This is a genomic window from Kribbella sp. NPDC056861, assembly GCF_040687575.1.
Taxonomy (GTDB): domain Bacteria; phylum Actinomycetota; class Actinomycetes; order Propionibacteriales; family Kribbellaceae; genus Kribbella.
Genome location: NZ_JBFBNQ010000001.1, coordinates 1,286,660 through 1,310,917 on the forward strand (window position 1 = coordinate 1,286,660; position 24,258 = coordinate 1,310,917).

The 24,258-nt window shown below is 68.1% G+C and carries 27 protein-coding genes; 14 read left to right on the forward strand and 13 right to left on the reverse strand.

The features are described 5' to 3' along the window. Positions 1-4: 4 nt before the first annotated feature. From AB0P21_RS05840 to AB0P21_RS05865, 6 genes are all read right to left on the reverse strand, one after another. Positions 5-901: a neutral zinc metallopeptidase gene (locus AB0P21_RS05840; RefSeq protein WP_363694002.1), complete on the reverse strand. Its 897-nt coding sequence runs from the start codon at positions 899-901 to the stop codon at positions 5-7. A 53-nt stretch (positions 902-954) separates the two neighbouring features. Further along, complete coding sequence (locus tag AB0P21_RS05845; protein ID WP_363694004.1) at positions 955-1,458, reverse strand: hypothetical protein; 504 nt, start codon at positions 1,456-1,458, stop codon at positions 955-957. Between the two features lie 142 nt (positions 1,459-1,600). Beyond that, entirely contained in the window at positions 1,601-2,113 is a 513-nt protein-coding gene (locus AB0P21_RS05850) for a hypothetical protein (protein ID WP_363694006.1), read from the reverse strand. Next, positions 2,114-2,320, reverse strand: a complete 207-nt coding sequence (locus AB0P21_RS05855; protein WP_363694008.1) for a type II toxin-antitoxin system HicA family toxin — start codon at positions 2,318-2,320, stop codon at positions 2,114-2,116. It abuts the gene before it with no gap. 950 nt (positions 2,321-3,270) lie between these two features. Continuing rightward, positions 3,271-3,744 (reverse strand): SAV_6107 family HEPN domain-containing protein, encoded by a 474-nt coding sequence (locus AB0P21_RS05860; protein ID WP_363694010.1) that lies wholly within the window; start codon positions 3,742-3,744, stop codon positions 3,271-3,273. Further along, positions 3,741-4,100, reverse strand: coding sequence for a DUF6504 family protein (locus tag AB0P21_RS05865; RefSeq protein WP_363694012.1), 360 nt, complete (start codon positions 4,098-4,100; stop codon positions 3,741-3,743). Before AB0P21_RS05865 ends, AB0P21_RS05860 begins: the two co-directional genes overlap by 4 nt. A gap of 313 nt (positions 4,101-4,413) precedes the next feature. Here AB0P21_RS05865 and AB0P21_RS05870 point away from each other — a divergent pair, with 313 nt between their 5' ends. From AB0P21_RS05870 to AB0P21_RS05880, 3 genes are read left to right on the forward strand one after another with little or no spacing between them, the layout of a single operon-like run. Further along, complete coding sequence (locus AB0P21_RS05870) at positions 4,414-5,010, forward strand: DM13 domain-containing protein (RefSeq protein WP_363694013.1); 597 nt, start codon at positions 4,414-4,416, stop codon at positions 5,008-5,010. A 50-nt stretch (positions 5,011-5,060) separates the two neighbouring features. Beyond that, positions 5,061-6,095, forward strand: a complete 1,035-nt coding sequence (locus AB0P21_RS05875; RefSeq protein WP_363694015.1) for a DUF4037 domain-containing protein — start codon at positions 5,061-5,063, stop codon at positions 6,093-6,095. 9 nt (positions 6,096-6,104) lie between these two features. Beyond that, a complete protein-coding gene (locus AB0P21_RS05880) occupies positions 6,105-6,575 on the forward strand; it encodes a YbaK/EbsC family protein (protein ID WP_363694016.1) in 471 nt (156 codons plus the stop codon). A 52-nt stretch (positions 6,576-6,627) separates the two neighbouring features. On the opposite strand, the gene AB0P21_RS05885 is transcribed toward AB0P21_RS05880, so the two are convergent. Next, complete coding sequence (locus AB0P21_RS05885; protein WP_363694018.1) at positions 6,628-8,559, reverse strand: N-acetylmuramoyl-L-alanine amidase; 1,932 nt, start codon at positions 8,557-8,559, stop codon at positions 6,628-6,630. Between the two features lie 139 nt (positions 8,560-8,698). Here AB0P21_RS05885 and AB0P21_RS05890 point away from each other — a divergent pair, with 139 nt between their 5' ends. The 3 genes from AB0P21_RS05890 (at position 8,699) to AB0P21_RS05900 (ending at position 12,919) form a co-directional block, all read left to right on the forward strand. Beyond that, positions 8,699-9,310, forward strand: coding sequence for a DUF4126 domain-containing protein (locus AB0P21_RS05890; RefSeq protein WP_363694020.1), 612 nt, complete (start codon positions 8,699-8,701; stop codon positions 9,308-9,310). After that, positions 9,310-10,617, forward strand: a complete 1,308-nt coding sequence (locus tag AB0P21_RS05895) for an FAD-dependent oxidoreductase (RefSeq protein WP_363694021.1) — start codon at positions 9,310-9,312, stop codon at positions 10,615-10,617. The genes AB0P21_RS05890 and AB0P21_RS05895 overlap by 1 nt, the downstream gene beginning before the upstream one ends. Before the next feature lie 73 nt (positions 10,618-10,690). Further along, positions 10,691-12,919 carry a UvrD-helicase domain-containing protein gene (locus AB0P21_RS05900; protein WP_363694023.1) on the forward strand — a complete coding sequence of 743 codons (2,229 nt, stop codon included), beginning with the start codon at positions 10,691-10,693 and terminating at the stop codon, positions 12,917-12,919. On the opposite strand, the gene AB0P21_RS05905 is transcribed toward AB0P21_RS05900, so the two are convergent. Beyond that, a complete protein-coding gene (locus AB0P21_RS05905) occupies positions 12,916-13,446 on the reverse strand; it encodes a histidine phosphatase family protein (RefSeq protein ID WP_363694024.1) in 531 nt (176 codons plus the stop codon). The two genes, AB0P21_RS05900 and AB0P21_RS05905, sit on opposite strands and share 4 nt — an antisense overlap. Positions 13,447-13,627: 181 nt before the next feature. Continuing rightward, on the reverse strand, positions 13,628-14,542 hold the full coding sequence (metF, locus tag AB0P21_RS05910) for a methylenetetrahydrofolate reductase [NAD(P)H] (protein ID WP_363694025.1): 915 nt from the start codon (positions 14,540-14,542) through the stop codon (positions 13,628-13,630). Between the two features lie 57 nt (positions 14,543-14,599). On the opposite strand from metF, the gene AB0P21_RS05915 reads away from it, so the two are divergent. After that, the gene (locus AB0P21_RS05915) at positions 14,600-15,673 is read left to right on the forward strand and encodes a polyprenyl synthetase family protein (protein ID WP_363694027.1); all 1,074 of its coding nucleotides are present in this window, start codon (positions 14,600-14,602) and stop codon (positions 15,671-15,673) included. Between the two features lie 14 nt (positions 15,674-15,687). Here AB0P21_RS05915 and AB0P21_RS05920 read toward each other — a convergent pair whose 3' ends face one another. Further along, on the reverse strand, positions 15,688-16,092 hold the full coding sequence (locus tag AB0P21_RS05920; protein WP_363694029.1) for a helix-turn-helix domain-containing protein: 405 nt from the start codon (positions 16,090-16,092) through the stop codon (positions 15,688-15,690). 65 nt (positions 16,093-16,157) lie between these two features. Between AB0P21_RS05920 and AB0P21_RS05925 the strand changes: the two genes are divergently transcribed. Then, positions 16,158-16,508: a DUF4180 domain-containing protein gene (locus tag AB0P21_RS05925; protein WP_363694030.1), complete on the forward strand. Its 351-nt coding sequence runs from the start codon at positions 16,158-16,160 to the stop codon at positions 16,506-16,508. After that, positions 16,477-17,184: a DUF2071 domain-containing protein gene (locus AB0P21_RS05930; protein ID WP_363694031.1), complete on the forward strand. Its 708-nt coding sequence runs from the start codon at positions 16,477-16,479 to the stop codon at positions 17,182-17,184. The genes AB0P21_RS05925 and AB0P21_RS05930 overlap by 32 nt, the downstream gene beginning before the upstream one ends. On the opposite strand, the gene AB0P21_RS05935 is transcribed toward AB0P21_RS05930, so the two are convergent. Genes AB0P21_RS05935 through thiE form a run of 3 tightly spaced genes read right to left on the reverse strand, consistent with a single transcriptional unit; the run spans position 17,162 to position 18,674 of the window. After that, a complete protein-coding gene (locus AB0P21_RS05935) occupies positions 17,162-17,590 on the reverse strand; it encodes a barstar family protein (RefSeq protein WP_363694033.1) in 429 nt (142 codons plus the stop codon). The genes AB0P21_RS05930 and AB0P21_RS05935 overlap by 23 nt on opposite strands. Continuing rightward, positions 17,587-18,012, reverse strand: coding sequence for a ribonuclease (locus AB0P21_RS05940; protein WP_363694035.1), 426 nt, complete (start codon positions 18,010-18,012; stop codon positions 17,587-17,589). Before AB0P21_RS05940 ends, AB0P21_RS05935 begins: the two co-directional genes overlap by 4 nt. Then, the gene (gene thiE, locus AB0P21_RS05945) at positions 18,009-18,674 is read right to left on the reverse strand and encodes a thiamine phosphate synthase (RefSeq protein WP_363694036.1); all 666 of its coding nucleotides are present in this window, start codon (positions 18,672-18,674) and stop codon (positions 18,009-18,011) included. The genes AB0P21_RS05940 and thiE overlap by 4 nt, the downstream gene beginning before the upstream one ends. A 42-nt stretch (positions 18,675-18,716) precedes the next feature. Between thiE and thiO the strand changes: the two genes are divergently transcribed. From thiO to pknB, 5 genes are all read left to right on the forward strand, one after another. Further along, positions 18,717-19,871 (forward strand): glycine oxidase ThiO, encoded by a 1,155-nt coding sequence (thiO, locus tag AB0P21_RS05950; protein WP_363694037.1) that lies wholly within the window; start codon positions 18,717-18,719, stop codon positions 19,869-19,871. Beyond that, positions 19,868-20,068, forward strand: coding sequence for a sulfur carrier protein ThiS (gene thiS, locus AB0P21_RS05955; RefSeq protein WP_363694039.1), 201 nt, complete (start codon positions 19,868-19,870; stop codon positions 20,066-20,068). Before thiO ends, thiS begins: the two co-directional genes overlap by 4 nt. Before the next feature lie 8 nt (positions 20,069-20,076). Beyond that, complete coding sequence (locus tag AB0P21_RS05960; RefSeq protein ID WP_363694040.1) at positions 20,077-20,853, forward strand: thiazole synthase; 777 nt, start codon at positions 20,077-20,079, stop codon at positions 20,851-20,853. A gap of 191 nt (positions 20,854-21,044) precedes the next feature. Next, a complete protein-coding gene (locus AB0P21_RS05965) occupies positions 21,045-22,043 on the forward strand; it encodes a LysM peptidoglycan-binding domain-containing protein (protein WP_363694042.1) in 999 nt (332 codons plus the stop codon). 135 nt (positions 22,044-22,178) lie between these two features. Beyond that, the gene (pknB, locus tag AB0P21_RS05970; protein ID WP_363694044.1) at positions 22,179-24,194 is read left to right on the forward strand and encodes a Stk1 family PASTA domain-containing Ser/Thr kinase; all 2,016 of its coding nucleotides are present in this window, start codon (positions 22,179-22,181) and stop codon (positions 24,192-24,194) included. Positions 24,195-24,258 lie beyond the last annotated feature (64 nt).

A 24,258-nucleotide genomic window follows, 5' to 3' on the forward strand; every position in this document is an offset into this window, starting at 1 on the left:
GCGCTCAGGACACAAGCTCGGAGGTCACCGTGTAGGTGTTGCAGACGGCAGGCCCGCCGGCCGCGAGCCCCTTCAACGACCAGGCGGAGTGATTCTTGCTCTGGCCATGGGTTCGCTCGGTATCCCACTCATCCCCCAGCTGGCCAACCAGTTCTTTCAACTCCGCCACCCGATCAGCCGATCTCAACCACGACGGGTTGGCTCCGAAGAACACTCCACCGAGGCAGGACGCCTGCAGTTCGTGCCGCCGAGTCTCCTCGAAATCGAAGTCGACGTTGCTGATCGTCTGCAGCAGCCGGTACTGCGCGGCGGTAATCCCGGTCAGCTCTTGCAGATGATGACCGTACTCATGGCTGATCAAGAACCCCATGCTGGTCAACACCCAACTCCGGTCCGCCTCCGTCGCCGCCTCGCGGTACGCAGCCAGAGACTCCTCGGCGTCGAGGTAGATGGTGGTGCCGTTGCAGTAGAACGACCGACCGTCCGACACATCACACGGCGACGACGGCGACTGCCCAATGGTGACCACCAACTGAGCCGGACGAAAGACAAAGCCCGCCTTCCGAACCACCGGCGCCCAACTCCGATCGAGACAGATCACCGCCTGCTGAAAGAAGCTCCGCGCAGCAGCAAGACTCGACGGCCGAACCGCCGGTTCACGACACCCAGTCGCCACCGGCCGACCCCCGCGGTACAAGCCGTTACCGGTCAACGCGGCCGGCTGCGGAACCTGCTCGATCACCTCAGGCCCACTCGGCACCGGCGTACTCATCGAGGGCAACGCCGACCGAGCCTTCGCTACCTCCGAAGCAGCAGCGTCCGCCGCACTCGCACCGTCATCCGCCCGCCCACAGCCGCTGATCACGATCAGTCCGCCGATGACAAGAGCCCTGATCCACATCGTGTGAACATATCTCCCGTACTACGACCTGCGGCTGTCACGACCCAAACAGGTCAACGACTCGTGTCGTCAGCGATCGAGAACCCGGTCACCGGCGTACCGGGCGGCATCTTCCTGACCTGCTCATGCAACTGCCCCGCCACACTGAGCGCGACGACAAAATCGAGCACGCCGATGTTGTCGAGATTGATCGCACCCCCAAGGATCGGCGGAGCATTGAAGCAGTACACCTGCCCCGCCTCCAACACGATCCCCCGCCGATCAGCCCCCATCGCCAACCCGCCGGTCAGGTAGTGATCCTGCCCCTTGCTGCTGTCCAGATCAGCCCGCAACGCATCCGCGGTCGCCCAGGGGTGACTCAAACTGCCTTCCAGAAGATCCAGCCACCAGAACCCGTCCGGAGCCCGGAAGAACACATCACCGAACAACGACGCGAACACTGGCTCCATCCCGTCGATCCCCAACCACCGCCAGGCTTCCAGACCACGGGAAAACTGCTCAGCGGTAAACGTTCGCGTCAGCTCCACAGCCGGAGGATATAAGCCGATCAGGTCCACGGCGGGTCAGCCGACGGCAAGGTGCAGTTCGCCCCGCTGCCACGGAAGATTGCACTGACCCCAACTTCAGCTTCCTGGAGATACAACGCCCGACGACGGCCGATCTTCTACCTTCGCCGCCGTCGCCCGGACTGACGATTCCTCAGCCTGCAGCCCTCCGATCGGCAGCGCGCGACCGGGCAGGTTTCACCCTGATGTTCCTCGAGCCGGCCACCTTGGAAGCAGCCTTGGCCGTCTGCACCAACTGCGCCAATTCAGTCGTTTGCGTCGCCGGCTCGGCCTGCACCAACTGAGAGACTCGCTGGTGCGACACCCCGAGGACGGTTCCCACATCTCGAACCGGAACACCCGCGCTCGTCATCGCCGTCGCGAATCCCCGGGCGAGTTCGGCGACAAGCACTTCAAGCTGCTGCGCCTGCCTCCGCAGGTCATCTACCAGCATCTTGGCCTCGAGCAGATCCTGCCCAGCGACCTCGATCCCAGAAACCGCCACCGCCACCTGGGACATCGGCACATCAAGAGTCACGGCGACGTACTCGTGCGCCATCTTCTCGACCTCGTCCAACCGACGCGCCTGAGTGAGACCATCCAGCTCAGGAATCTCGATCATCCACCAGCGGCCCTCACGGGTGACTGCAGCCTCATAGGTCTTCATTCACTCTCCCCTTCGGCAACTCGCGAGCGCGCCGTCGACCTTCCGCACAACACCAGGCGAGATCTTCCGATGTCCATCCGGCAAGCTGAAGGAGTGCTGCCCGCAGCCACATTCGTAGACACTGTGCGATCCCTCCGTGCGGACCCGCTTCCAGCCGGCGTCCTTGAAAGCCTTCACGACTTTCCGCGTCGGCATCTCACTGACCATGATTTTAGTCTAGAGAGCTAGACACTTTCAAGGCAAACCAGCTAGACAGTTTGTGCGCAGTCTTGCGACCGGGGTGTCGGAATTGGAGGCCCTCTGTCTCGAAGGAACGGCTCATCCGGGTTTGAACGACAACGCCGGAGCAGGGCGATGCTGGAGCAGAGAGAATGCTGGAACGAAGGGCGATGCAGGACCTGAGGACTGCGGCTGCGCAGGAGACCGGTGCTGCATGTGCCCGACCTGGCCGAGCCCACCTGATCACACAGCACACGACAGCGGGACGCCAACAGGTACAACCAGCGCCTGGCCTGTCGGCATTCACCTCGATTGCACTCCGCGGCGCAGGAGCACAGGACCCGGGTGCACAGGTAACACGCGGGCGGTGTCACGTGAGGCACTCACACAAGCTGCGGCATAGCAGGAGGGTGGGCGGGAGCCGCGCAATCGGATGGGCTGGAGTACCCAGAGGCGCAGACAGGAGCGAACAAGCCCCGGGTGCGCGGACGAGACATGGCGAGCAGCCCGTCAGGTGTTCACCCAAGCTGCGGCGAGGGAGCGGCGCAGCCGGCGGGCGGGAGCACCCAGAGCAGTGGGCGACGCAGTAGCGAGCATGTGCCCGGCGAGCGGGTGACGCGGCTAGCAAGCGCATGAGTCTCTCACCCAGGCGGCGACGCAGGAACCGCGCCGCAGGTGGGAGCACCCAAAGCAGGGAGCGACGCAGTAGCGAGCATGTGCCCGGCGAGCGGGTGACGCGGCTAGCAAGCGCATGAGTCTCTCACCCAGGCGGCGACGCAGGAACCGCGCCACAGGTGGGAGCACCCAAAGCAGGGAGCGACGCAGGAGCGAGCGGGCGCCGGGTGCGCGGGTTAGACGCGGGTGGCAGGCAGAGATAGGTCAGCGCTCGCAGGGACGGGGACCCTGCGAGCGCTGCGACCTGGGTGGTGCGGGCTGGGTTAGCTGGCCTGCATCCAGGGTTGGGCGAGGACTGACTGGCTGTCGGAGTACTTCGGGAGAGGGAGTTGGGTGGCGAGGTGGAGGCTGGAGTCGACCAGGTCGTAGAAGGTTTCTACTGCGCGGACCAGGTCGTCGGCTTCGCGGGTGGTGACGGCTCGTTCCAGGCCGGCTTCGGCGGCGGCGCGTTGGGTGGCGCCGGCGGCGAAGAAGGTGGCCCATTCGCCGAACTCGGGGGCTACCTCGGAGAGCAGGACCCAGGCGTTGCGCTGGACCCGGCGGCGGGCGCCGGAGCGGACCGGGCGGGCTCGGACGGCGAGCACCGCGGCGGCGATCCGGAGGGCTGCCACGTGGGCGCTCGAGTAGCGGAGCAGGTGGTCGTCGGCCTCGCGGGCCTCCGCGAGCGCAGTACGCGCTCGGGAAAGGTCGCGGCTGGCCGAGCCTGCGGCTGCCGGTGCAACCGGTGAAACTGTCATCGGTCCGTCACCCTCTCCAGTTGCCAACGTCCGGAGTCCGGGTCGTGCGCGAGGTCGAACATCTCGCGGCGGCCGTGCCGGCCGCACCCTGCCTCCACCCGGTAGACCGCCCGTTGCGGTCCCCAATCTGCATCCAGCACACCGACGGCCGCGGATGATCCCGCGGTGGCGGTCGCCGTGGCGGCGCCGACACCGGAGCCGATCACGCCGCGCTCCCACCAGGCCGCGGTCTCCACCCAGTGGGCTTGGACCGAGCAGACCAGCCACAGCCGTCCACGCCACAGGAACTGCTGTGGAGTCTGGACGCCGTTCTCGACGTCCGAGCGCACCTCGACGGTCTCGTCGAACTCCCACATGCTGCATCGCCTCCTGTGCACGAGCTTCTTCCCCTGGTCAGCGGCCCGGCGGGCGGGCGCGAGGTGGGGGTCGAGGTCCACCTCGGCGCCCGGCCCACCGGGACCACCGGTTCCCGATGCGGCCGCAACTCCGCACCGGAGTCCTTCAGTTGCTTCGATCGCCGGCTCACCGCGGTCTCCCGACGAGACCGGTGATTCGGCAATCGAACATCTGTTCGAACACTGGAAGCGTAACCCTGTCCGCCGACAATCGTCAACGGGACGTAAGCGGTGAGGTGCCCACGGCGAGCGCGGCCGCGGCCAGACTGGGGTCATGTCGAGAACCCGCACCCTGATCGTCGCCGCGGTGACGGTCGCCGTCGTGGTCACCGCCGTCGCGCTGCCGCTCTTCCAGCCTTGGCGGCTGTTCACCGGCAAGGTGGTAGACGAAGCGCTTCCGGGCGCCGATCCGATCTCCATGACCACATCCTCCAAGGCGCCACCGACAATTTCTGACGACCGCCGCCAGACCCCCACTACTCCCCCGTCGAGCCCAGCTCAGCCGACCACCCAAGCCACCGCCCCAAAGAGCCTGGCCACCGGCGCCTTCATCAGCCACGAGCACCAGACCACCGGCACCGCCACCGCGATCAAGCTCCCCAACGGCGACCGCGTACTCCGCCTCGAAGGCCTCGACACCTCCGACGGCCCCGACCTCGAGGTCTGGCTCAGCGACGCCAAGGTGGTCGGCGGCCGGGCCGGCTGGCACGTCTTCGACGACGGACGGCACCGCAGCCTCGGCCAACTCAAAGGCACCAAGGGCAACCAGAACTACGTGATCCCGTCAGACGTGGACCTGACAGTCCTGAACAGCGTCTCGATCTGGTGCAACCGCTTCAACGTCTCCTTCGGCGCCACCAGCCTCGCCTGACAGCCATAAACCGGATGTGACCACCCACTCCCCCGAACTAGGGTCACCCCATGACCACCGGCGGCGCGTTCATCCCGGCGAGAACCCTCAACGAAGGCTTCCACGACGAGATCATCCGGCCGCTGCTGACCGGAATCCCTTACGCAGCAGGCTTACTGGGCTGGGGCTCGGACGTCCTCGGCTACGACACCGCGCGATCGATGGACCACGGCTGGGGCCCGCGCCTCCACGTCTTTGTCGACGCCCACGAGGTTGACCGCGTCACCCGGACAATCGAGAGCAACCTGCCGACGCAGTACCGCGGGTACGCCGTGCAGTTCGGATCGGACATCCAGGAGCCGATTCACCACCTCACGATCACCACGGTCGACGCCTGGCTCAAGGAACACCTCGGCGTGCTCAACGGCCGCCACCTGACCCTCTACGACTGGCTTGTCACCCCACAGCAGAAGCTCCTCGGAGTAACAGCCGGCGCCGTGTACGCCGATGACGGCCGCCTGCAGGTGGTCCGCGACGCCCTCCGCTGGTACCCGGACGACCTGTGGACCTGGATGCTGGCCTGCCAGTGGTCCCGGATCGAGCAGGAAGAAGCCTTCGTCCAGCGCACCTCCGAGGTAGGCGACGAGCTCGGTTCACGCGTCGTGGCGGCCCGCCTGACCCGCGACCTGATGCGCCTCACCCTGCTGATGGAGCGCGTCTACGCGCCGTACACGAAATGGCTCGGTACTGCGTTCGCCAGGCTCGGCCACCCCGACGGCCTGGATCGCGACCTCGAGCAGGCGCTTGCCGCCGGCAACCTCCCCCAACGCGAGCGCGCCCTCACTGCGGCGTACGAGAAGGTCGCGATCCGGCACAACACCCTGCAGCTCACCGAGCCGATCGACCCGGCGCCACGCCCCTTCCACGACCGCCCGGCGATGATCCTCGGCGCCGACCGGTTCGCTCAGGCGTGCCTGACAGCGGTGAAGGACCAGCAGCTCAAGGACCTCGGCCTGATCGGCGCGATCGATCAGTTCGCCGACAACACCGACGTCCTCAGCAACCCCACCGCGTACCGGAAACTGATCAGCATCTACCAGAAGTAGGGTTTCGCCGTGAGCACTCATCCCAATGTCCAGCTGGTCGCCGACGCGTTGCGGGCGGCCGGCGCCACCGGTGAGATCAGGATTCTCGACGACGCGGTACCGACAGCGGCTGCGGCGGCCGCGGAGCTCGGCTGCGAGGTCGGCGCGATCGCGAACAGCCTGATCTTCGACGGCGACGGCTCCCCCGTCCTGATCCTGACCTCCGGCGCACACCGGGTGGACACGGCGAAGGTCGCCGCCGAGCTCGGCATCGGCAAGCTCCGCCGAGCCACCCCCGAGTTCGTCAAGGAGCACAGCGGGCAGGCGATCGGCGGCGTCGCCCCAGTCGGCCACCCGCGCCCGGTGCGCACACTGGTCGACACCACCCTCGACCAGTACGCCGTGGTCTGGGCAGCCGCCGGAATCCCGCACTCGATCTTCCCGACCACCTACGCCGAGCTGCTCAAGCTCACCAACGGCACCCCGGCCACGGTCAGCTAACGAGTTGAGGCCGCCCAGCAGATGCTGGACGGCCTCAACGACTAGCAAGTGATCAGTGGGCGAGCTTCAGGTCCACATCCGCGGCGCGGACGTAGGCCATCCGGTGGCCGTACCAGATCTGGTAGTAGCGGTCCTTGCCGAGCACCTGCACGTGATCCGTCGGCGGCTGGCCGTTGAAGGTGTTGGCGCGGTAGTAGTCGGTCTCGATGTTCGCGTCACCCACCGGGTAGGCCTGGCCCGCCAGGATCGAGTACTGCAGCGGCGTCACCGTCTGGTACGGAATGCCGGTCGGGTACGCCGCCTGCTCCGGGTAGGCCCGTCCGTAGACCGGCACCGTCGTCTTGCCCGCCTTGGGCTTCACCACGAGTCCCGGCTTGGCGAACGCGTCAGGCGCACTGGCAGGGCTCTTGAACCAGGCCTTGGCACCGAGGTACCAGATGGCCACCCAGTCGCCCGAACGCTCAGCGACCACGTACTGCGAACCAGCAGCCGCCCGCCCGCCGATGTCGGACACCTGCGTGGTGCTGTCGGAGCCGTTCGGCCGGTTGCCCAGGTCCTTGACCAGCGGAGCAGCGTCGTCCGGCGCCTGGCGCAGGTAGACGAAGTTGGTGCCCTGCGGCGTGCACGGCACTCCGGCCGTGGTGCATCCAACGACTACCTGCTGGTTGTCAGCGAAGCCCGGCTTGATCGTCACGATCGTGCCGGCCTTGACCGGGAACACCTTGTGCCCGTAGATCGGCGCGCCCAGCAGGTCGAAGTACCGCTCCCAGTCCCAGTACGGTCCCGGGTCCCAGTGCATCCCCGCGACGGTCGACGGGACCGTGCCGGGCACCTGGTCGTGGCCGATGATGTGCGCCCGGTCGAGCGGGATGTTGTTCTTCTTCGCCAGGTAGCGGACCAGCTTGGCCGAGCTGCGGTAGAGCGTCTCGGTGTACCAGGTCGCGCCCTGGGCGGCGAAGCCCTCGTGCTCGATCCCGATGCTGTGCATGTTCACGTACCAGTTGCCGGCGTGCCAGGCGACGTCGTTGGAGTTCACGTGCTGCCAGACGTGGCCGTCGGACGAGCGCATCGTGTACTGCCAGGACACGTACGTCGGGTCCTGCACCAGGTTCAGCGTGCCCTGCCAGCCGCCCTCGGTGTCGTGGATGACGATGTAGTCGATCTTGCCCGTCTTCGGCCGGTCGGCGAGGTCATGGTTGCCGTAGTCACCAGCCGTCGGACCAGTGCTCTCGTACGGCGCCGGCAACGACTCGCAGGTGATCGTCGTCGGGCACTGCACGTCAGCGGCGTTCTTGGGCGCCGCAGCAGCCGGCAGTCCGGTCTTGGCGAGCTGCGCCTTGTCCGGCGCCACCTTGACCGCAGGCATGACCAGTTGCTGGCCAGTGTTCGTAGTACGGGCTGCACCCTGCGCCAGGATCGCGTAGACGTCGTCGGCGAAGGCAGAGGCGCTAGTACGGTCGCTGGCTCCCGCGTACGTGCTCACTGCGCCGTACCAGGCGGCCGCAGAGGTGTCTGCGCCAACAGGCAGGTTCATCGAGCGCTGGTACGACGCCAGCAGCGCAGCACCACCGGCGATGTTCGCCGTGGGGTCGTTGCGCAGGGCACCGGGGTCGATCCCCGTCAGGTCCGCTGCCTTGTAGAGAGTCCGCAGCGAATCCGCCTTGGCCAGCAGCTTCCCACCGGAGCGCTCGATCAGCTCACCGGGGACCACTGCGGTCAGGTGCATCGGCCCGAAGCCGCCCGACGTACTCGACTTGCCCTGGTGGTCGTCCCACCGGGTCTCGGCGTACGACACGGCCAGCAGCACGGACTCCGGTACGCCGTACTTGGCTGACGCGGCACGGAACGCCTCAGCAGCCGCGGCCGACGACGGCCCCGGGGTGGCCGCGGTCGCCGCGGACGAACCGCCAGGCGACACGCCGACCAGGCTGATGGGCAGCGCTACCACTGCCAGTGCGGCGAGAATCTTCGGACGACGACGCATGTTCTGCTCTCCCTGAACCTGATGGGACGACGGTCACGCAGACCGGCAACCCGTTCACTTTGGGTCGCGGAGATCCGGATGTCAACGGTTAACCATTTTTGAGGTCAGAGTGTTCGATTCTGACGACAAGTGAGGGGCCATGGAAGCGTTGCCGTTGGCGTTCACGACGGGTTGGGCCAGTGGCATCAACGCGTACGCGTGCGTGCTGATCCTCGGGTTGCTCGGCCGGTTCGCCGGGGTCGACGAGGTCCCCCACTCTCTCACTGGCAACGGCGTGCTGATCGCGGCGGGGGCGTTGTTCGCGTTCGAGTTCGTCGCCGACAAGATCCCCTACATCGACTCGGCCTGGGACGCGATCTCCACCGTGATCCGGCCGACCGTCGGCGCGGTCCTGGCCGCCCTGCTGGCCGGTCAGGCAGACAGCCTCCAGCAGGCCGTGATCGTGGCCACCGGCGGTGTCACCGCGCTGGTCTCGCACCTGGTCAAGTCGAGTCTGCGGCTGGCGATCAACACCTCGCCCGAGCCGGTCACCAACATCGCCGCGTCCTCCGGTGAGGACGTCGCCGTCGCCGGCGTCGTCACGCTGGCCGCGTTCCACCCGACCGCCGCCCTGATCATCGCCGGCGTGCTGCTGGTGATCGGGCTGATCTCGGTGTACTTCGCGTTCCGCGCGATCCGCCGGGGACTCGCCAGATTCCGGGCCTGGCGCGAGAAACGAAGCAATCCAGCAACTGGGAGCAGTGCAGTCTGATGGCCCGCGTGATCGTCATCGGGGCCGGCCTCGCCGGTCTCGCCACCGCCGTACGTCTGGCCAAGCTCGGCCACCAGGTCACCATCTGCGAGAAGGAGGACCGCCTCGGCGGCGCTCTGGGCCGCGTGGAGGCCGACGGCTTCAGCTGGGACGCAGGAGCAGCCAGTACTACGCTCCCGGCCGCCCTCCGCGACCTGTTCCGCAAGAGCGGCCGCCCGATCGAGAGCCTGGCCCAGCTGGAGCCGATCACCGAACCCCGGCGCCACCTGTTCGGTGACGGCTCTGTCCTCGACCTGCCGGTCGGAGATCGCGCTGCCCAACTGGAGGCGTGGACAGACCTCGCAGACGACAAGACGGCGCAGCAGTGGACCGACCTGGTCGACAAGTACGGCGAGACCTGGCAGATCCTGCGCAAGTCCTCACTGGAGCCGCCGCTGATGGACAAGCTGCCGCTGCCCGCGATCAGGACCCTCAAGCCCTGGCAGTCGCTCGAGCGCACGGCCCAGCGCAGCCTGGACGACGAGCGAGCCCGCGCAGTACTGCGCTACTACGCGACCCAGCACGGCTCCGACCCGAAGCTCACGCCCGGCTATGTCGGCGTCTGGTCCTACCTGGAGCGCACCTTCGGCCGCTGGACCATCCAAGGCGGCTTCGGCGTACTGGCCGACGCCCTCGCGCAGCGGGCGAGTGAGCGCAAGATCGACATCCACACCCACGCAGAGGTGGTCGGAGTCGACACCAACCACGGTCAGGTGACCGGGGTCCGGCTGGCCGACGGCAAGACGCTGCCGGCCGAGATCGTGGTCAGCGACATCGACCCCCGCGACCTCTACGGGCAACTGGTCGACGACCCCCAGGCCAAGAAGGTGCGCCGCAAGGTGCTCTCCACCCACCAGGCCCAGGCCGCGTACGTCGTCCATCTCGGCCTGCGAGGGCCGGTACCTTCGCTGCCCTTCGAGACGGTGCTGCACGGCAACCCGACGGTAGTGGTCCGCACTGGCGGTCAGGCGCCCGCAGGACACCAGGCCTGGTCAGTGCTGGTCCACGGCTACCCCACTGACGACGTACTGGACCTCCTGGTCGCCAGGGGGCTGCACATCCGAGACAAGGTCGTCTCCCGGCAGACTTCGCCGTCATGGTGGGCAGGAGTGGCCTGGGAGGGCTACAAGACCGCCAAGCGCCGGGCAGCCAACGCCTCCCCCATCAAGGGCCTGTACTGCGTCGGGGCGGGCGCGCATCCAGGCGTCGGAGTACCGGCTACCACGCTCGGTGCGGCCATCGTTGCGGACGCCGTCGGCAAGGCTTGATCGCAGCGCACTAAGATTGATCGTTCATGTGTTCCATGTCGGGGAAGTTTGCCCGGCAGTAGAGAGGACCCCGGTGGATCAAACCCCCACGTCGACCGATCTTGAGAACGTCGAGCGGGCTGAGCTCGAGGCTGAGCAGCAGCACGTCGACCGGGTCTACACCCGGGTCGCCGAAGCCGCCCGATCGGCATCCAGGATCGCTGTCGACGGGCACCAGCGCGGTCAGGCCCAGAACGTCGGCCGTGTCCGAGACGAAGAGCAGACCGGCCTGTACGAGCGCGACGTGCTGGTCTTCGCGGCCGCCCGCCGGATCGCCGAGCTGGACGCCGAGCACGAAGGGCTGGTGTTCGGCCGGCTCGACTCCGACCTGGGCGACGACACCGAGGCGGTGGCGACCGCGGCCGAGCTGGAGAGCCTGTACGTCGGCCGGATCGGCGTCCGCGACGCCGAGTACGAACCACTGGTGATCGACTGGCGCGCCCCGGCCGCCGAGCCGTTCTACCGCGCCACGGCAACCAATCGGCTCAAGGTCGTCCGCCGCCGCGTACTGCGCAACAAGGGTCCGCGGATCGTCGGCATCGAAGATGACCTGCTCGGCCCCGAGCGCGCTCCGGCGGACCTGCCGGTGATGGGCGAGGGCGCGCTGATGGCCTCCCTGTCGCGGGCCCGTGGTCACACGATGCGCGACATCGTCGCCACCATCCAGGCCGAGCAGGACCAGGCGATCCGGGCACCTGCCCGCGGCGTCACGGTGATCGGCGGCGGCCCTGGCACCGGCAAGACAGTGGTGGCGCTGCACCGCGCCGCCTACCTCCTGTACTCCGACCGCCGGCGTTTCGAGCGCGGCGGCGTCCTGGTGGTCGGCCCGTCGTCAGCCTTCATGGCGTACATCGAGCGGGTCCTCCCGAGCCTCGGTGAGAACACTGTGTCGCTGCGAGCAGTCGGCGAGCTCGTCGACGGCGTACGGGCGACTGCTGTCGACGAGGCGGATGTTGCCGCGATCAAGGGCTCCCTGCGGATGCGTGGCCTGCTCTCCAAGGCAGCACGCGACCGGGTGCCTGATGCGCCGACCAGCCTCCGGGTCTTCATCAACGGCGTGAACGTCGAGGTGGACACCAACCAGCTCGACAACGTCCGCCGCAACGCACTTCGCCGTACGCCGCGCAACAAGGCCGGCTCCGAGGCTCGCAAGGGCCTGGTGGCGGCGCTGTGGCAGCGGTTCCCTGACGACCTGCGCAACGGTGTCTACGCCGACCGTGAGTCGTTCGGCGACATCGTGACCGACCTGCCCGCCTACAAGCAGTTCTTCGCTGCCTGGTGGCCAGTGCTCACCCCCGGCGCCGTACTGCGCTGGCTGGGCGACTCCCGGCGCGCACAGCGCTGGGGGCGTGGTGAGTTCAGTCCTGCCGAGATCGACCAGCTCGCGGCAGCGGTGTCGAGCACCAACGAGTTCACCATCGCCGACGTCGCACTGCTCGACGAGCTGGGCACACTGCTCGGCAGGCCGCCGGTAGTCGAGGCGGGCAAGGACGAGGAGTTCGACTGGCTCGAAGGGCTGTCGGACGGGGTCAACGAAGTACTGACCACCTCGGAGCGGCGTGCGCGGGCGATTGCGGCAGCAGATGCCGAGGAGCCCGACGAGTACGCGCACGTGCTGGTGGACGAGGCGCAGGACCTCTCCCCCATGCAGTGGCGGATGGTGACGCGTCGCGGCCCACAGGCGAGCTGGACGATCGTGGGCGACCCGGCCCAGAGCTCCTGGCCCGACCCGGCCGAGGCGCGCGCGGCGATGGACTCGATGCTGTCGCACCTGCAGCGGCACACCTTCCGGCTCTCGACGAACTACCGGAACTCGGCGGAGATCTACGCCTTCGCCGGTCAGGTGATCCGGCAGCAGATCCCGGATGCCGACCTGCCCAACGCAGTACGGGAGACCGGGGTGGATCCGGAGCACCGGGTCTTCGACGCCGGCAAGATCGCCGAGGCGGTCGCCGATGCCGCCGGTGAGCTGCTCCAGCTGGTCGAGGGCACCGTCGGCGTGATCGTGACGCCCAAGCTCCGGCCGGCGATCGAGGCGGTGCTGGCTGAGCTCGGCGATCCGCGTGTGGTCGCGCTCAGCCCGCTGGACTCCAAGGGCCTCGAGTACGACGCGGTCGTGGTGGTCGAGCCGGATCAGATCGTCAGCGACACGCTGGGCGGAGTCCGGGCGCTGTACGTCGTGCTGACCCGGGCGACGCAGCGGATGATCACCGTCAACAGCACCACCCAGTGGTTGCCGCCAGCAACTGGAGACACGCCCTAGCCGCGGGGGATGACGTACTCGACCAGGTCGGCGTCATCCACCGCGAGGTCGGTCCAGCGGGCGGTGTGGTGCAGAACGGCGAGCCCGGAGGTCGGGTACTTCTGGGTGAGCTCGATCCGGTTCGGGCTGGTCCCGTCGAGGGCCAGCTCGTCCGCGAGCCACGGGATGCCCGGGGCGTGGCCGACCATCACCACGGTCCGGACCTCGGCCGGGACGTCCCGGATCACCTCGAGCAGCTCGTCGGTGCCGGCGCTGTAGATCCGCCGGTCGTACCAGATGTCGGTGGCGATCGCACCGGCCTCGGCGGCGTACTGCCAGGTCTCCCGGGTCCGGATCGAGGGCGAGCACAGGACCAGCTCGGCTTCGATGCCTTGGGCAACCAAGTAGCGGCCGGCCGCGGCGGCGTCCGCGCGGCCCCGGTCGGCCAGCGGGCGCTCGAGGTCAGGCATCGACTCCGGCGGCACCGCCTTCGCGTGCCGGAGCAGTACCAGGGTGCGGTCGATCAGCAGGTCCGACGGGTCAGCCATCGAGCCAGGATAGGGCTAGGGCGTGTCTCCAAGCCCTGTGCAGTCGCGAGCAGGTGCTCGGTGCGGTAGCTCGGCGTGCTGGAGCGAAGGCCTCGATGTTTTTCCATCGTGGCCTTTGCTCCAGTGCGCCGAGGTGCCGTGCCGAGTGCCGCGCAGCACGCACAGGGCTTGGAGACACGCCCTATACGACTGTTGACTGCAGGTTGCGGTAGACCTGTCGCGTCGCGGTCGAGCGGTTCAGGGTGATGAAGTGGATCCCGGGCGCGCCACCTTCCAGCAACTGCTCGGACAGCTCGCTGGCGATCTCGATGCCGACCGCCCGCACCGCCGCCGGGTCGTCCGCGACCGCGTGCAGCCGGTCGGTGACCACCTTCGGCAACGCCATCCCGGTCAGCTCGGCCATCCGCTCGATCTGCTTGATGTTCGTCACCGGCATCACGCCCGGCAGGATCGGGATCTCGCAGCCGAGCGCCGAGGCCCGGTCGACCAGCCGGAAGTAGTCGTCCGCGCCGAAGAACATCTGGGTGATCGCGTAGTCGGCGCCGGCCGCGGCCTTGGCCGCCAGGACGCGGGCGTCGGTCTCGAGGTCGGCCGCCTCGGGGTGCTTATCGGGGAAGGCCGCGACGCCGACGCAGAAGTCGCCCAACTCGCGGACCATCTCGACCAGCTCGACCGCGTGGTTGAGCCCCTCGGGGTGCGCGACCCACGGCTGCGACGGACCACCCGGCGGGTCTCCCCGCAGGGCCAGCACGTTCCGTACGCCGGAGCCGGCGTACGCGCCGATCACCGAGCGCAGCTCGTCGCGCGAGTGTGAGACGCAGGTCAGGTGGCCGAGCGGGGTCAGCGAGGTGTCCTGGGCGACCCGCTCGGTGACCCGGATGGTGCCGTCGCGGGTCGTGCCGCCGGCGCCGTACGTGATCGAGACGAAGGTCGGCCGGAGCTGCTCGATCTCGCGGATCGATCGCCACAGCACCTCCTCGGCCTCGGGCGTCTTCGGCGGGAAGAACTCGAACGAGAAGGATGGCTCAGGGGTCGAGAGCAGGTCGGTGATCGTCGGCGTACTGCCGGGGAGCGTGGACGGGAGACCGGTTGCCATGCCGTCAAGGCTACCGGGGCGTGGGCCTTCGTGCCGGGACCGACTACCCTCCGAGACGTGTATGCCGACGCAGACATCCCGACCGAGATCCAGACCGCGCTGACCAGCTTCCTGGACATCCAGCAGGAGCGGCTCGCCGCGATCGGGCCCGAGCTCGAGGAGCAGGTCCAGGCCGCCCGCGACGCGACCAGCGGGGGCAAGCGACTACGCCCCTCGTTCTGCTACTGGGGCTTCCGGGCCGCGGGCGGTGATCCGGCCAAGCAGCCGATCCTGAAGGCCGCCGCCAGCCTGGAGATGCTGCACGTCAGCGCGCTCGTGCACGACGACGTGATGGACTCCTCCGACGTCCGCCGGGGCGCCCCGGCCGCGCATCGCCGGTTCGAGGCGCTGCAGCGCGCCCGGTCGGAGAAGTCCGGCAACGGCGGCGACCCGGTCAGCTTCGGCATCGGCGCCGCCATCCTGCTCGGCGACCTCTGCCTGATCTGGGCCGACGAGATGCTCAACACCTCCGGCTTCGACGCGGCCTCGCTGGCCGCGGCCTCCAAGTTCTTCGACGCCGTCCGGGTTGAGGTGACGGCCGGGCAGTACCTCGACCTGGTCGCCCAGGCCTCGGGTGAGGCCGACATGGATCGGGCCCTGCGCGTACTGCGCTACAAGGCGGCCACCTACACGGTCGAGCGGCCGCTGCACATCGGCGCCGCTCTCGGTGGCGGTGGGCAGCACCTCGTCGACTCGCTGTCGGCGTACGGGCTGCCGTTGGGCGAGGCGTTCCAGTTGCGCGACGACCTGCTCGGCGTCTTCGGCGATCCGGCACTGACCGGCAAGCCGGCCGGGGACGATCTGCGCGAGGGCAAGCGGACTGTGCTCACGGCGTACGCGGTGGAGCATGCGTCAGAGGTCCAGCTGACCGAGTTCGACCGGTTGTTCGGCAAGCCGGATCTGGACGACGACGAGGTCCAGCTGCTCCGGGAGATCCTGCAGGACAGCCGTGCCGTGCAGGCCTGCGAGGACCTGATCACCGAGCGCACCGAGGACTCCCTCGACGCGCTGGAGCGGGCCCCGATCGACGACGAGACCTCCCGCAAGGCCCTCGCCGACCTGGCGATCGCCGCCACCTCGCGGCACGTCTGAAAAGCTCCTGAGGGTCAGACCCTCGCCAGCATGCCGATCGTGTGCAGCAGATCGGCCGTCACCTCGGGGTCGCCGAGGATGATCACCTTCAGCGTGCCGCGGTCCTCGTCGTAGGCGGTCTCCACCCGGAGCCGCCCGAGCCCGCCGGTGTTGATCGCGGCATGCAGGTGTGTGCTGATCCGATCGGCGCCGGCCCGGTCGATCGCGTCGACCTGCACGATGCTCGACACCTCGACGTGCCGCTGGGCGCTGCCCTTCTCGGCCGCTGCGATTCCGGTGAAGGCCGCGAGATCCTCGCTGGAGATCCGGTACTGCTTGCCGATCCGGACCGCGTTCAGCTTGCCGTCGCGGACGTAGCTCCGGATGGTCCGCACGTGCAGCCCGAGCTGCTCTGCCACCTGCTCGACCGAATACAGCATGCTAGATCCCTATCACTTACCTTAGAATTCCCTATAAATGACTTCACGGGGAAGGATAGGGCATCTTGAGGACATACCAGACGACCACGCCGCTCCGGAACGAGCAGGACGCGGTCGACGCCATCGCGGAGGCGCACTACGGGCACGAGGCCGACACCGTGGTCGTGCCGGTCGACTTGTTGCCGGCCGAGTTCTTCCAGCTGAGCACCGGAGTGGCCGGCGGGATCGTGCAGAAGTTCGTCAACTACCGGATGGGTCTGATCGTGCTCGGCGACGTCTTGGCGTACGCCGAAACCAGCACGCCGTTCCGCGACTGGGTCCGGGAGGCGAACCGTGGTCGCGAGCTGAAGTTCGTCCCGGACCAGGCCGCGCTAGATTGCCTGCATGCCGGAGATGATCTCGCCACAGGCGCCTGAGCTCCCCCGGCCGCGCATCCTCAAGCAGACCTGGCGGGACCTGACCTTCATCCACTGGGCGGTCGAGCCGGCCAGCGTCGCGCACTACTTCCCGGCCGGCACCCGGCCCGACACGTTCGAAGGCAGGACGTACGTCGGCCTGGTGCCGTTCCGGATGGCGTTGTTCGGCTCCTGCCTGGAGACCAACATCCGCCTGTACTCCGTCGACAACACCGGCCGCCGAGGCGTGATCTTCCTCAGCCTCGACGCCAACAGCCTCTCGCTGGTCGCAGGCGCCCGCAGCTCACTCGGCATCCCCTACCGCTATGCCCGCATGCAGTACCGCGTGGAAGGCGACCAACTCACCTACATCACCACAGCGGTCCGCTGGCCACGCATTGATGCAGGCAGCACGATTCAGGTCCGGGTGGGCGAGCAACTCGAGCCCGGCCCACTGGAGCACTACCTGACCGCCCGCTGGGGTCTCCACCTATCCAGGGTCGGCCGCACTTGGTACATGCCCAATGAGCACCCGGCCTGGGTGCTGCACCAGGCAGAGCTTGAGAACTTCGAGGATCGCGGCCTGCTCGCCTCTGTCGGACTAGGCGAGCTCAGCAACCGTCCGCCAGACCACGTGGCCTTCAGCGCCGGAGTACCGACGCTGTTCGGCTTGCCTAGAGGACCGGTACCTCGCTGAGCAGGTCCGGTACGTCGTCCGCTTCGCGCAGCAGCACTCGCAGCTGACCGGACTCCTTGGCGTCCTCGGCGAAGATCTGCAGCGCCACGTCGACCGTGTCACGGTCGTGGTCGAGCAGGTGCCGCCAGCCCTCCCACAGCACGACCTCGGGCTCCCCTGTCGACCGGTCACTCAGCGAGTCGGCCAGGGCGTCCCAGTTGCGGCCGAACCAGCGCGGCAGGTCGAAGGTGGTCGCGCACACGTCGAGGAAGCCGGCCTTGTCGTGCACGCTCGTGGTGTCGAGCAGCACCAGGTTCCAGCCGGCCTTGGCGACGCTACGGCGTACCTGGTCGAGGGTGAGCTTCGACTCCCACCGGTAGACGCCCGGGCGCAGACCGTCGCTCAGCACCGTGCGCAGGTCAGTCATCCGTCCTCCCGGATCCGGCGGAACGACTTGTAGTGGTCATCGGTGTAATAGCGCTCATCGCCCTTCCCAGTCACGATCCGGCGGGCGCCTCGGTCCCTCTCACCAGGGGTCTTCACGGTGTACTCGTGGTAGTAGCCGCGGCTCTGCTGCGGCAGGATCTTCTCGAAGTTGCCGAACACCGCGCCGTCCTTGCTGTACGGGTAGGGCCCGCCCTTGTCGATCAGGGCGAGCATCTGCTGCCCCTCCTTGGGAAGGTCGGCCGCTGCCACGAAGGCCAGACCGCTGACCGAGTCCTTGGCCGGTGCGTCCTTGGTCGCGGTGTCTGCCGCGCTGCAGCCCAGCAAGGACGCCGCGAGGGTGATCACCATCATCGCGATCACGACGGCGGCGATGATCCGGGCAGCCTTCGGGTTGTTCATCATCCGGCGGCCCGCAACCGTCGGCTGAACTCGCCTGCCGCAGCGGCCGGGTCGTCAGCATCAGTGATAGCCCGTACTACGACCACGCGGGTCGCGCCGGCCTCGACGACCTCGTCCAGCCGGTCGAGGTCGATCCCGCCGATCGCGAACCAGGGCTTCTCGGTCTGCCGGCTGGCGGCGTACGAGACCAGCTCGAGCCCGGCGGCTTTGCGGCCCGGTTTGGTCGGGGTCTCCCAGGTCGGGCCGACACAGAAGTAGTCCGAGCCCTGCTCGTCGACGGCAGCGTTCACCTGGCTGAAGGTGTGAGTGGAGCGGCCGATCACCGGCTCCATCCCGGTGATCGCGCGGGCCGCGCTGACCGGCAGGTCCCGCTGGCCGAGGTGCAGGATGTCGGCGCCGGCGGCGAACGCGATGTCCGCGCGATCGTTGACAGCCAGGAGCTTGCCGTGCCGCTTGCAGGCATCCGCGAAGACCTCCAAGGCCGCCAGTTCGTCAGCGGCCTCCAGGTCCTTCTGCCGCAACTGCACGATGTCCACACCACCCCCGAGGGCGGCGTCCAGGAACTGCTCGAGGTCGCCCTGCTTCTCCCGGGCGTCCGTGCACAGGTAGAGGTTGGCGTCGGCCAGCCGGTCCCGTAGTCCGGCGTCAGCGGTGTGCTCAGTCACAGGCCCAGCCTGCCATGTAGGCAGAGTCGTAGGCTGGGCGCCATGGCCGAGCGAACCTGTGACGTCGTCATCATCGGTGCTGGGCTGATCGGCCTCGCCACGGCGTGGCGACTCGCTGCAGACAACATCCAGGTGACGGTCTGCGACCCGACGCCCGGCAGCCAGACCTCCTCGGTCGCCGCCGGCATGCTCGCCCCCGTCACCGAGGTCGAGTACGGCGAAGACGCGCTGCTCGCGCTCAACCTGGCCAGTAACGCCGCTTGGCCCGGCTTCGCCGAGGAACTGGAAGCCCTCACCGGCCAGTCCGCCGGCCTCCACCGCACCGGGACTCTCTCCGTCGCGTACGACGCCGACGACGCAGCCGCGATCCGCCGGCTCGCCGACTATCAGCGCAGGCTCGGCCTGGAGGTCGAGGAGCTCACCGGCCGCGAAGCCCGCAGACGGGAGCCGTTGCTCGCAGCAGGTGTCGCAGCCGGGGTCTGGGTGCCCGGCGACCATTCTGTGGACAACCGGCAAGCCGTTTCGACACTGCTGCGCGCTGCCGAGCTCAGCGGAGTACAGATTGTCCGGCAGCGCGTACGCCGGGTCCTGACCTCCGGTGCTACGGCCGTCGGGGTCGAGCTGGAGGACGGGTCGACCATTGCTGCCGGGCAGGTCATCGCTGCAGCCGGGCCTTGGTCTGCGCAGCTGCAAGGCATCCCGCCGGAGCTGCAGGTGCCCGTGCGGCCACTCAAGGGCGAGATCCTGCGCCTGCGCGTGCCCGAGGCGTACCGGCCTGCTCTCAGCCACACAGTGCGCGCCACTGCGCGAGGGTTCTCCGTCTACCTGGTCCCTCGGCCTGGCGGCGAGCTTGTGGTAGGGGCGACCACCTCAGAGCTTGGCTACGACACCCGGGTGCTCGCTGGTGGGGTGTTCGCGCTACTACGCGATGCCCGGATGATTCTGCCCATCACCGACGAGCTTGAGCTGGTGGAGGCAGTGGCCGGGCTGCGGCCTGCCACACCGGACAATGCGCCGATCCTGGGAGCCTCCGGACTCGACGGACTGCTGTGGGCGACCGGGCACTATCGCAACGGAGTACTGCTCACTCCGATCACCGCAGAGGTCATCGCCGAGACAGTCCGCAGCGGAGTCCTTCCCGAGCTGGCGAGACCGTTCCTGGCCACCCGCTTCACCGAAGTTAAGGTGGCGCCATGAACGTGCTCGTGAACGGTAGTGCCGAGCAGATCGCGGCAGGGACCACAGTGGCTGAGGTGGTCGAGCGCTGGGCGCGTAGCCCGGTGGGAGTGGCAGTGGCAGTGAACGAGGCGGTCGTGACCCGGACAGAGTGGCCCGGGACCACACTGGCCGAAGGCGACCGGGTGGAGATCCTCACCGCGGTCCAGGGCGGTTGAGGAGACATATGAGTGACGACACCCTGGTGATCGCGGGTCGCGAGTTCACGTCGCGGCTGGTGATGGGGACGGGCGGTGCGCCGAGCCTCGAAGTACTGGAGGAGGCGCTGGTCGCGTCCGGGACGCAGCTGACGACTGTGGCGCTGCGGCGGCTCGATCCGAGTCAGCAGGGGTCTGTGCTCGATGTGCTCCGCAAGCACGACATCGCAGTACTGCCTAACACTGCTGGTTGCTTCACTGCTGGTGAGGCAGTGCTGACCGCCCGGTTGGCCCGCGAGGCGTTGCAGACGGACTTGATCAAGTTGGAGGTCGTTGCCGACGACCACACGTTGCTGCCCGACCCGGTGGAGTTGCTGGACGCTGCTGAGACTCTGGCGGCGGATGGGTTCGCAGTACTCGCTTATACGAACGACGATCCGATTCTGGCTCGGCGGTTGGAGCAGGTCGGTTGCGTCGCGGTGATGCCACTGGGGTCGCCGATCGGATCCGGTCTGGGGATTCGCAATCCGCACAACATCAGCATGATCGTCGAGGCGGCCAAGGTGCCGATCGTGCTCGACGCCGGCATCGGTACGGCGAGCGACGCGGCGCTGGCGATGGAGCTCGGCTGCGACGCCGTCCTGCTCGCCACCGCGGTCACCCGGGCCGAGCGGCCGGCGCTGATGGCGGCTGCGATGCGCGACGCCGTGACCGCCGGGCGGAGTGCGCGGCTGGCCGGCCGGATCCCGCGGCGCTACCACTCGGCGCAGGCTTCGTCGCCGCTGGACGGCCGCGCGTCGCTTTGACGTGCCCTGAACTTTAGATGCCCTGAGCACCTGTTGCCCGGAGCAAACATCGGTTGTGAACCACAATCATGTAGTTCAGCCTTTAATTGTTGCCTTTTGATCACAGCCGTAACAAACGACCCATCTGTACCTGTTGTCACATCTGTACCACCACTTACCGTCAAGGGACATTCACACGGGGAGATGGAAAGATGGGCAACACGTGGCGAAAGGCCCTTCGGGTAACGACTGGTTTCGCGGTCCCGCTGCTGGCAGCGGGAGTCATCACCGCCGGGTCGCCGGGCCTCGGGCAGTACCAGGTCAAGAACGGTGACACCCTCAGCCACATCGCAGCGGCCTACGGCACCGACGTCCGCACCCTGGTCGCGCTGAACAAGCTGCCGGGCAACGGCAACGCGATCTACGCCGGCGAGGTGCTCAACCTGCAAGGCAAGGCGCCGAAGCAGAGCAAGGCCCAGAAGCAGACCCAGGCCAGGCGTTCGCAGCTCGGCCGGGCGGTCTACGTGGTCAAGGCCGGCGACACGATCGGCAAGATCGCCAAGCGGTACCGCTGCTCGCAGGCCAACCTGCTGGCGGCGAACGGACTGCGCGCCAGCGACCACATCTACGCCGGCAAGAAGATCCTGGTGCCGGTGAAGATCCACCCCAAGCCGGTGGCCAGGAAGCCGGCCAAGAGCACCAAGAAGAAGACCAAGAACAACACCTTCGCCGGCCGCACGTACGCCGACCACATCGTCTCGGCGGCGGACCGGAACCGGGCGGCGCTGCGCAACCGCAACCTGCCCACCCGGACCCAGATGCGGACGATGATCAGCGGCACGGCGAAGCGGTACGGCGTCGACCCCGAGCTCGCGCTGGCGATCTCCTGGCAGGAGTCGGGCTGGAAGCAGCGGGTCGTCTCCCCCGCCAACGCGGTCGGCGCGATGCAGGTGATCCCGTCGACCGGGCAGTTCGCGTCGAGCATCGTCGGCCGCAAGCTCGACCTGCTCAAGCCGCAGGACAACGTGACCGCGGGCGTCGTACTGCTCAGCCGGCTGACCAAGGCCGCGAAGCTCGACATCGCCGTGGCCGGCTACTACCAGGGCCTGGGCGGCGTCCGGCGCAACGGGATGTACCCCGACACCGTGCAGTACGTGAAGAGCGTGCTGCGGATCAAGGCGCAGCTCGAGAAGGGCTGGAGTCCGCTCTGACTCCCGGCTGAGCAAGCGTTTGCCGAGGTGTGACAAGGCGGTCACCCGGGGTGGTCCGGCGCGGCGACGGAGCCGCGACCTTGCGCCTTATTTACACTCTCAGGGCAGACAGCTTTGAGAGGCGGCTCACCGCAAGTGACGGACGACGTAGGCACCCAGGTGGGCGACCGCCTTGTCGGGCGAGTGCTCGACGGGCGGTACCGGGTGGGCTCACGCGTCGCCAAGGGCGGGATGGCGACCGTCTACGAGGCGCTCGACATGCGGCTGGACCGGATCATCGCGCTCAAGGTGATGCACCTCGGGATGGGCGACGACGCCGAGTTCGGGCGCCGGTTCGTCGCCGAGGCGCGGGCCGCCGCCAAGCTCTCGCACCCCAACGTCGTCGCCGTCTTCGACCAGGGCAACGACCACGACACGCTCTTCCTGGCGATGGAGTACGTGCCGGGCCGCACCCTGCGCGACGTCATCCGCCAGCAGTCGCCGCTGCCGCCGGCCCGGGCGCTGGACCTGCTCGCGCCGGTGCTGTCCGCGCTCTCGGCGGCCCACGACGCGGGCATCGTGCACCGCGACATCAAGCCCGAGAACGTGCTGATCTCGAACGACGGCACCATCAAGGTCGCCGACTTCGGCCTCGCCCGAGCCGTCACCACGACCGGCAACACGGCGACCCAGGGTCTGCTGATGGGCACGGTGTCGTACTTGGCGCCCGAGCTCGTCACCGACGGCCGGGCCGATGCCCGCTCGGACGTCTATTCGGCGGGGATCCTGCTGTACGAGCTGCTCACCGGCAACAAGCCCCACACCGGGGACACCCCGATCCAGGTTGCCTACGCGCACGTGCACGCCGACGTACCGGCGCCTTCGCTCGTCGTACCGGGCATCCCGCCGTACGTCGACGCACTGGTGCAGCGGGCCACGGCGCGCGAGCGCGATCTCCGGCCGGCCGACGCGCGGGTGTTCAGCCGCCAGGTCCACCGGGTGCGCAACGCGATCGAGGAAGGGCTGCCGGACGATCCCGAGCTGACCGGCGACCTGACGGTGCCGATCCAGCAGATGCGCCAGGACAACGAGTACGACGACGGCTACTCGCGCGGCAATGGGTACGCGGAGCATCAGCCGCGCAACGACACCATCGTCGTACCGTACGAGCCGCCGACGAATCCGATGCCGCAGCAGTCACTGTTGCGGCCGCACGGGTCCACTCGGCAGGCTGGTCCTGCCGTGGCGCAGTCGGCGCCTGTGCTTGTGCGGCAGGCGCCTCGGCAGTCGCGTGGGCGTGGGTTCATCGCGATGTTCGCAGTACTGGCGTTGGCGCTGGGGGTTGGCTCGGCGGCGTGGTTCTACGGCGTGCATCGCTATACGTCGACGCCGGTGCTGGTGAGTCTGACCGCCGCGGAGGCGAGCACCAAGGCAGCTGAGGACGGGCTGACGACCACGCTGGCGAACCAGGACTACTCGGAGGACGTGCCGCAGGGTGCGGTGATGAAGACCGACCCTGAGCCTGGAGCGCGGATCCGGAAGAACGGCGAGGTCGCGCTGACTGTCTCCAAGGGGCCTGAGCGGTACCGCGTACCGCAGCTGGCCGGGCTTGACGAGGAGGCGGCGCGGCGGGCGTTGGAGTCGATCAAGCTGAATGTCGGGCAGGTCAGCCAGGCTTACAGCGAGAGCGTGCCTACTGGTCGGGTGATTGTGTTTTCGCCGAAGTTCGACTCGGTGATGAAGCCGGGTGATGCGGTGAACCTGGCGATCAGCCGGGGGAAGAAGCCGATCGGAGTACCGGATCTGACCGGGAAGCCGGTGCGCGAGGCGACTCGGACGCTGAAGAAGGCCGGGTTTGTGGTCGGGCGGACCGATCAGTACGACGAGAAGGTGCCTGAGGGGCGGGTGATCTCGCAGACGCCGAACAGTGGGACGTTGTTTGCCAAGGACAAGGTCGCGCTGGTCGTGTCGAAGGGGCCGGCGCTGCGGGATGTGCCGAACGTGCGCAGCAAGAAGTTGGTGGATGCGCAGCGGATCCTCACCGAGGCCGGTTTCCAGGTGAAGGTGGTGAAGGCGCAGTTCAACCTCGGGTTGAATCTGGTGGCTGCTCAGTCGCCGGCTGCTGGTCAGAAGGCCAAGCCGGGGACTGTTGTTACTGTCACGGTGCTGTAAGTACCCCGCGCTGCCTCGCCCGGTCGGGTCGTGAGGGTGGTGCGAGGCGAGGGGTGCATCGCAA

Excerpts from the sequence above, each read along its gene's own strand:
- AB0P21_RS05840 (WP_363694002.1), bottom strand. The coding sequence starts at position 901 with ATGTGGATCAGGGCTCTTGTCATCGGCGGACTGATCGTGATCAGCGGC.
- AB0P21_RS05850 (WP_363694006.1), bottom strand. The coding sequence starts at position 2,113 with ATGAAGACCTATGAGGCTGCAGTCACCCGTGAGGGCCGCTGGTGGATG.
- AB0P21_RS05855 (WP_363694008.1), bottom strand. The coding sequence starts at position 2,320 with ATGGTCAGTGAGATGCCGACGCGGAAAGTCGTGAAGGCTTTCAAGGAC.
- AB0P21_RS05860 (WP_363694010.1), bottom strand. The coding sequence starts at position 3,744 with ATGACAGTTTCACCGGTTGCACCGGCAGCCGCAGGCTCGGCCAGCCGC.
- AB0P21_RS05865 (WP_363694012.1), bottom strand. The coding sequence starts at position 4,100 with ATGTGGGAGTTCGACGAGACCGTCGAGGTGCGCTCGGACGTCGAGAAC.
- AB0P21_RS05870 (WP_363694013.1), top strand. The coding sequence starts at position 4,414 with ATGTCGAGAACCCGCACCCTGATCGTCGCCGCGGTGACGGTCGCCGTC.
- AB0P21_RS05875 (WP_363694015.1), top strand. The coding sequence starts at position 5,061 with ATGACCACCGGCGGCGCGTTCATCCCGGCGAGAACCCTCAACGAAGGC.
- AB0P21_RS05885 (WP_363694018.1), bottom strand. The coding sequence starts at position 8,559 with ATGCGTCGTCGTCCGAAGATTCTCGCCGCACTGGCAGTGGTAGCGCTG.
- AB0P21_RS05890 (WP_363694020.1), top strand. The coding sequence starts at position 8,699 with ATGGAAGCGTTGCCGTTGGCGTTCACGACGGGTTGGGCCAGTGGCATC.
- AB0P21_RS05895 (WP_363694021.1), top strand. The coding sequence starts at position 9,310 with ATGGCCCGCGTGATCGTCATCGGGGCCGGCCTCGCCGGTCTCGCCACC.
- AB0P21_RS05905 (WP_363694024.1), bottom strand. The coding sequence starts at position 13,446 with ATGGCTGACCCGTCGGACCTGCTGATCGACCGCACCCTGGTACTGCTC.
- metF (WP_363694025.1), bottom strand. The coding sequence starts at position 14,542 with ATGGCAACCGGTCTCCCGTCCACGCTCCCCGGCAGTACGCCGACGATC.
- AB0P21_RS05920 (WP_363694029.1), bottom strand. The coding sequence starts at position 16,092 with ATGCTGTATTCGGTCGAGCAGGTGGCAGAGCAGCTCGGGCTGCACGTG.
- AB0P21_RS05930 (WP_363694031.1), top strand. The coding sequence starts at position 16,477 with ATGCCGGAGATGATCTCGCCACAGGCGCCTGAGCTCCCCCGGCCGCGC.
- AB0P21_RS05935 (WP_363694033.1), bottom strand. The coding sequence starts at position 17,590 with ATGACTGACCTGCGCACGGTGCTGAGCGACGGTCTGCGCCCGGGCGTC.
- AB0P21_RS05940 (WP_363694035.1), bottom strand. The coding sequence starts at position 18,012 with ATGATGAACAACCCGAAGGCTGCCCGGATCATCGCCGCCGTCGTGATC.
- thiO (WP_363694037.1), top strand. The coding sequence starts at position 18,717 with ATGGCCGAGCGAACCTGTGACGTCGTCATCATCGGTGCTGGGCTGATC.
- thiS (WP_363694039.1), top strand. The coding sequence starts at position 19,868 with ATGAACGTGCTCGTGAACGGTAGTGCCGAGCAGATCGCGGCAGGGACC.
- AB0P21_RS05960 (WP_363694040.1), top strand. The coding sequence starts at position 20,077 with ATGAGTGACGACACCCTGGTGATCGCGGGTCGCGAGTTCACGTCGCGG.
- AB0P21_RS05965 (WP_363694042.1), top strand. The coding sequence starts at position 21,045 with ATGGGCAACACGTGGCGAAAGGCCCTTCGGGTAACGACTGGTTTCGCG.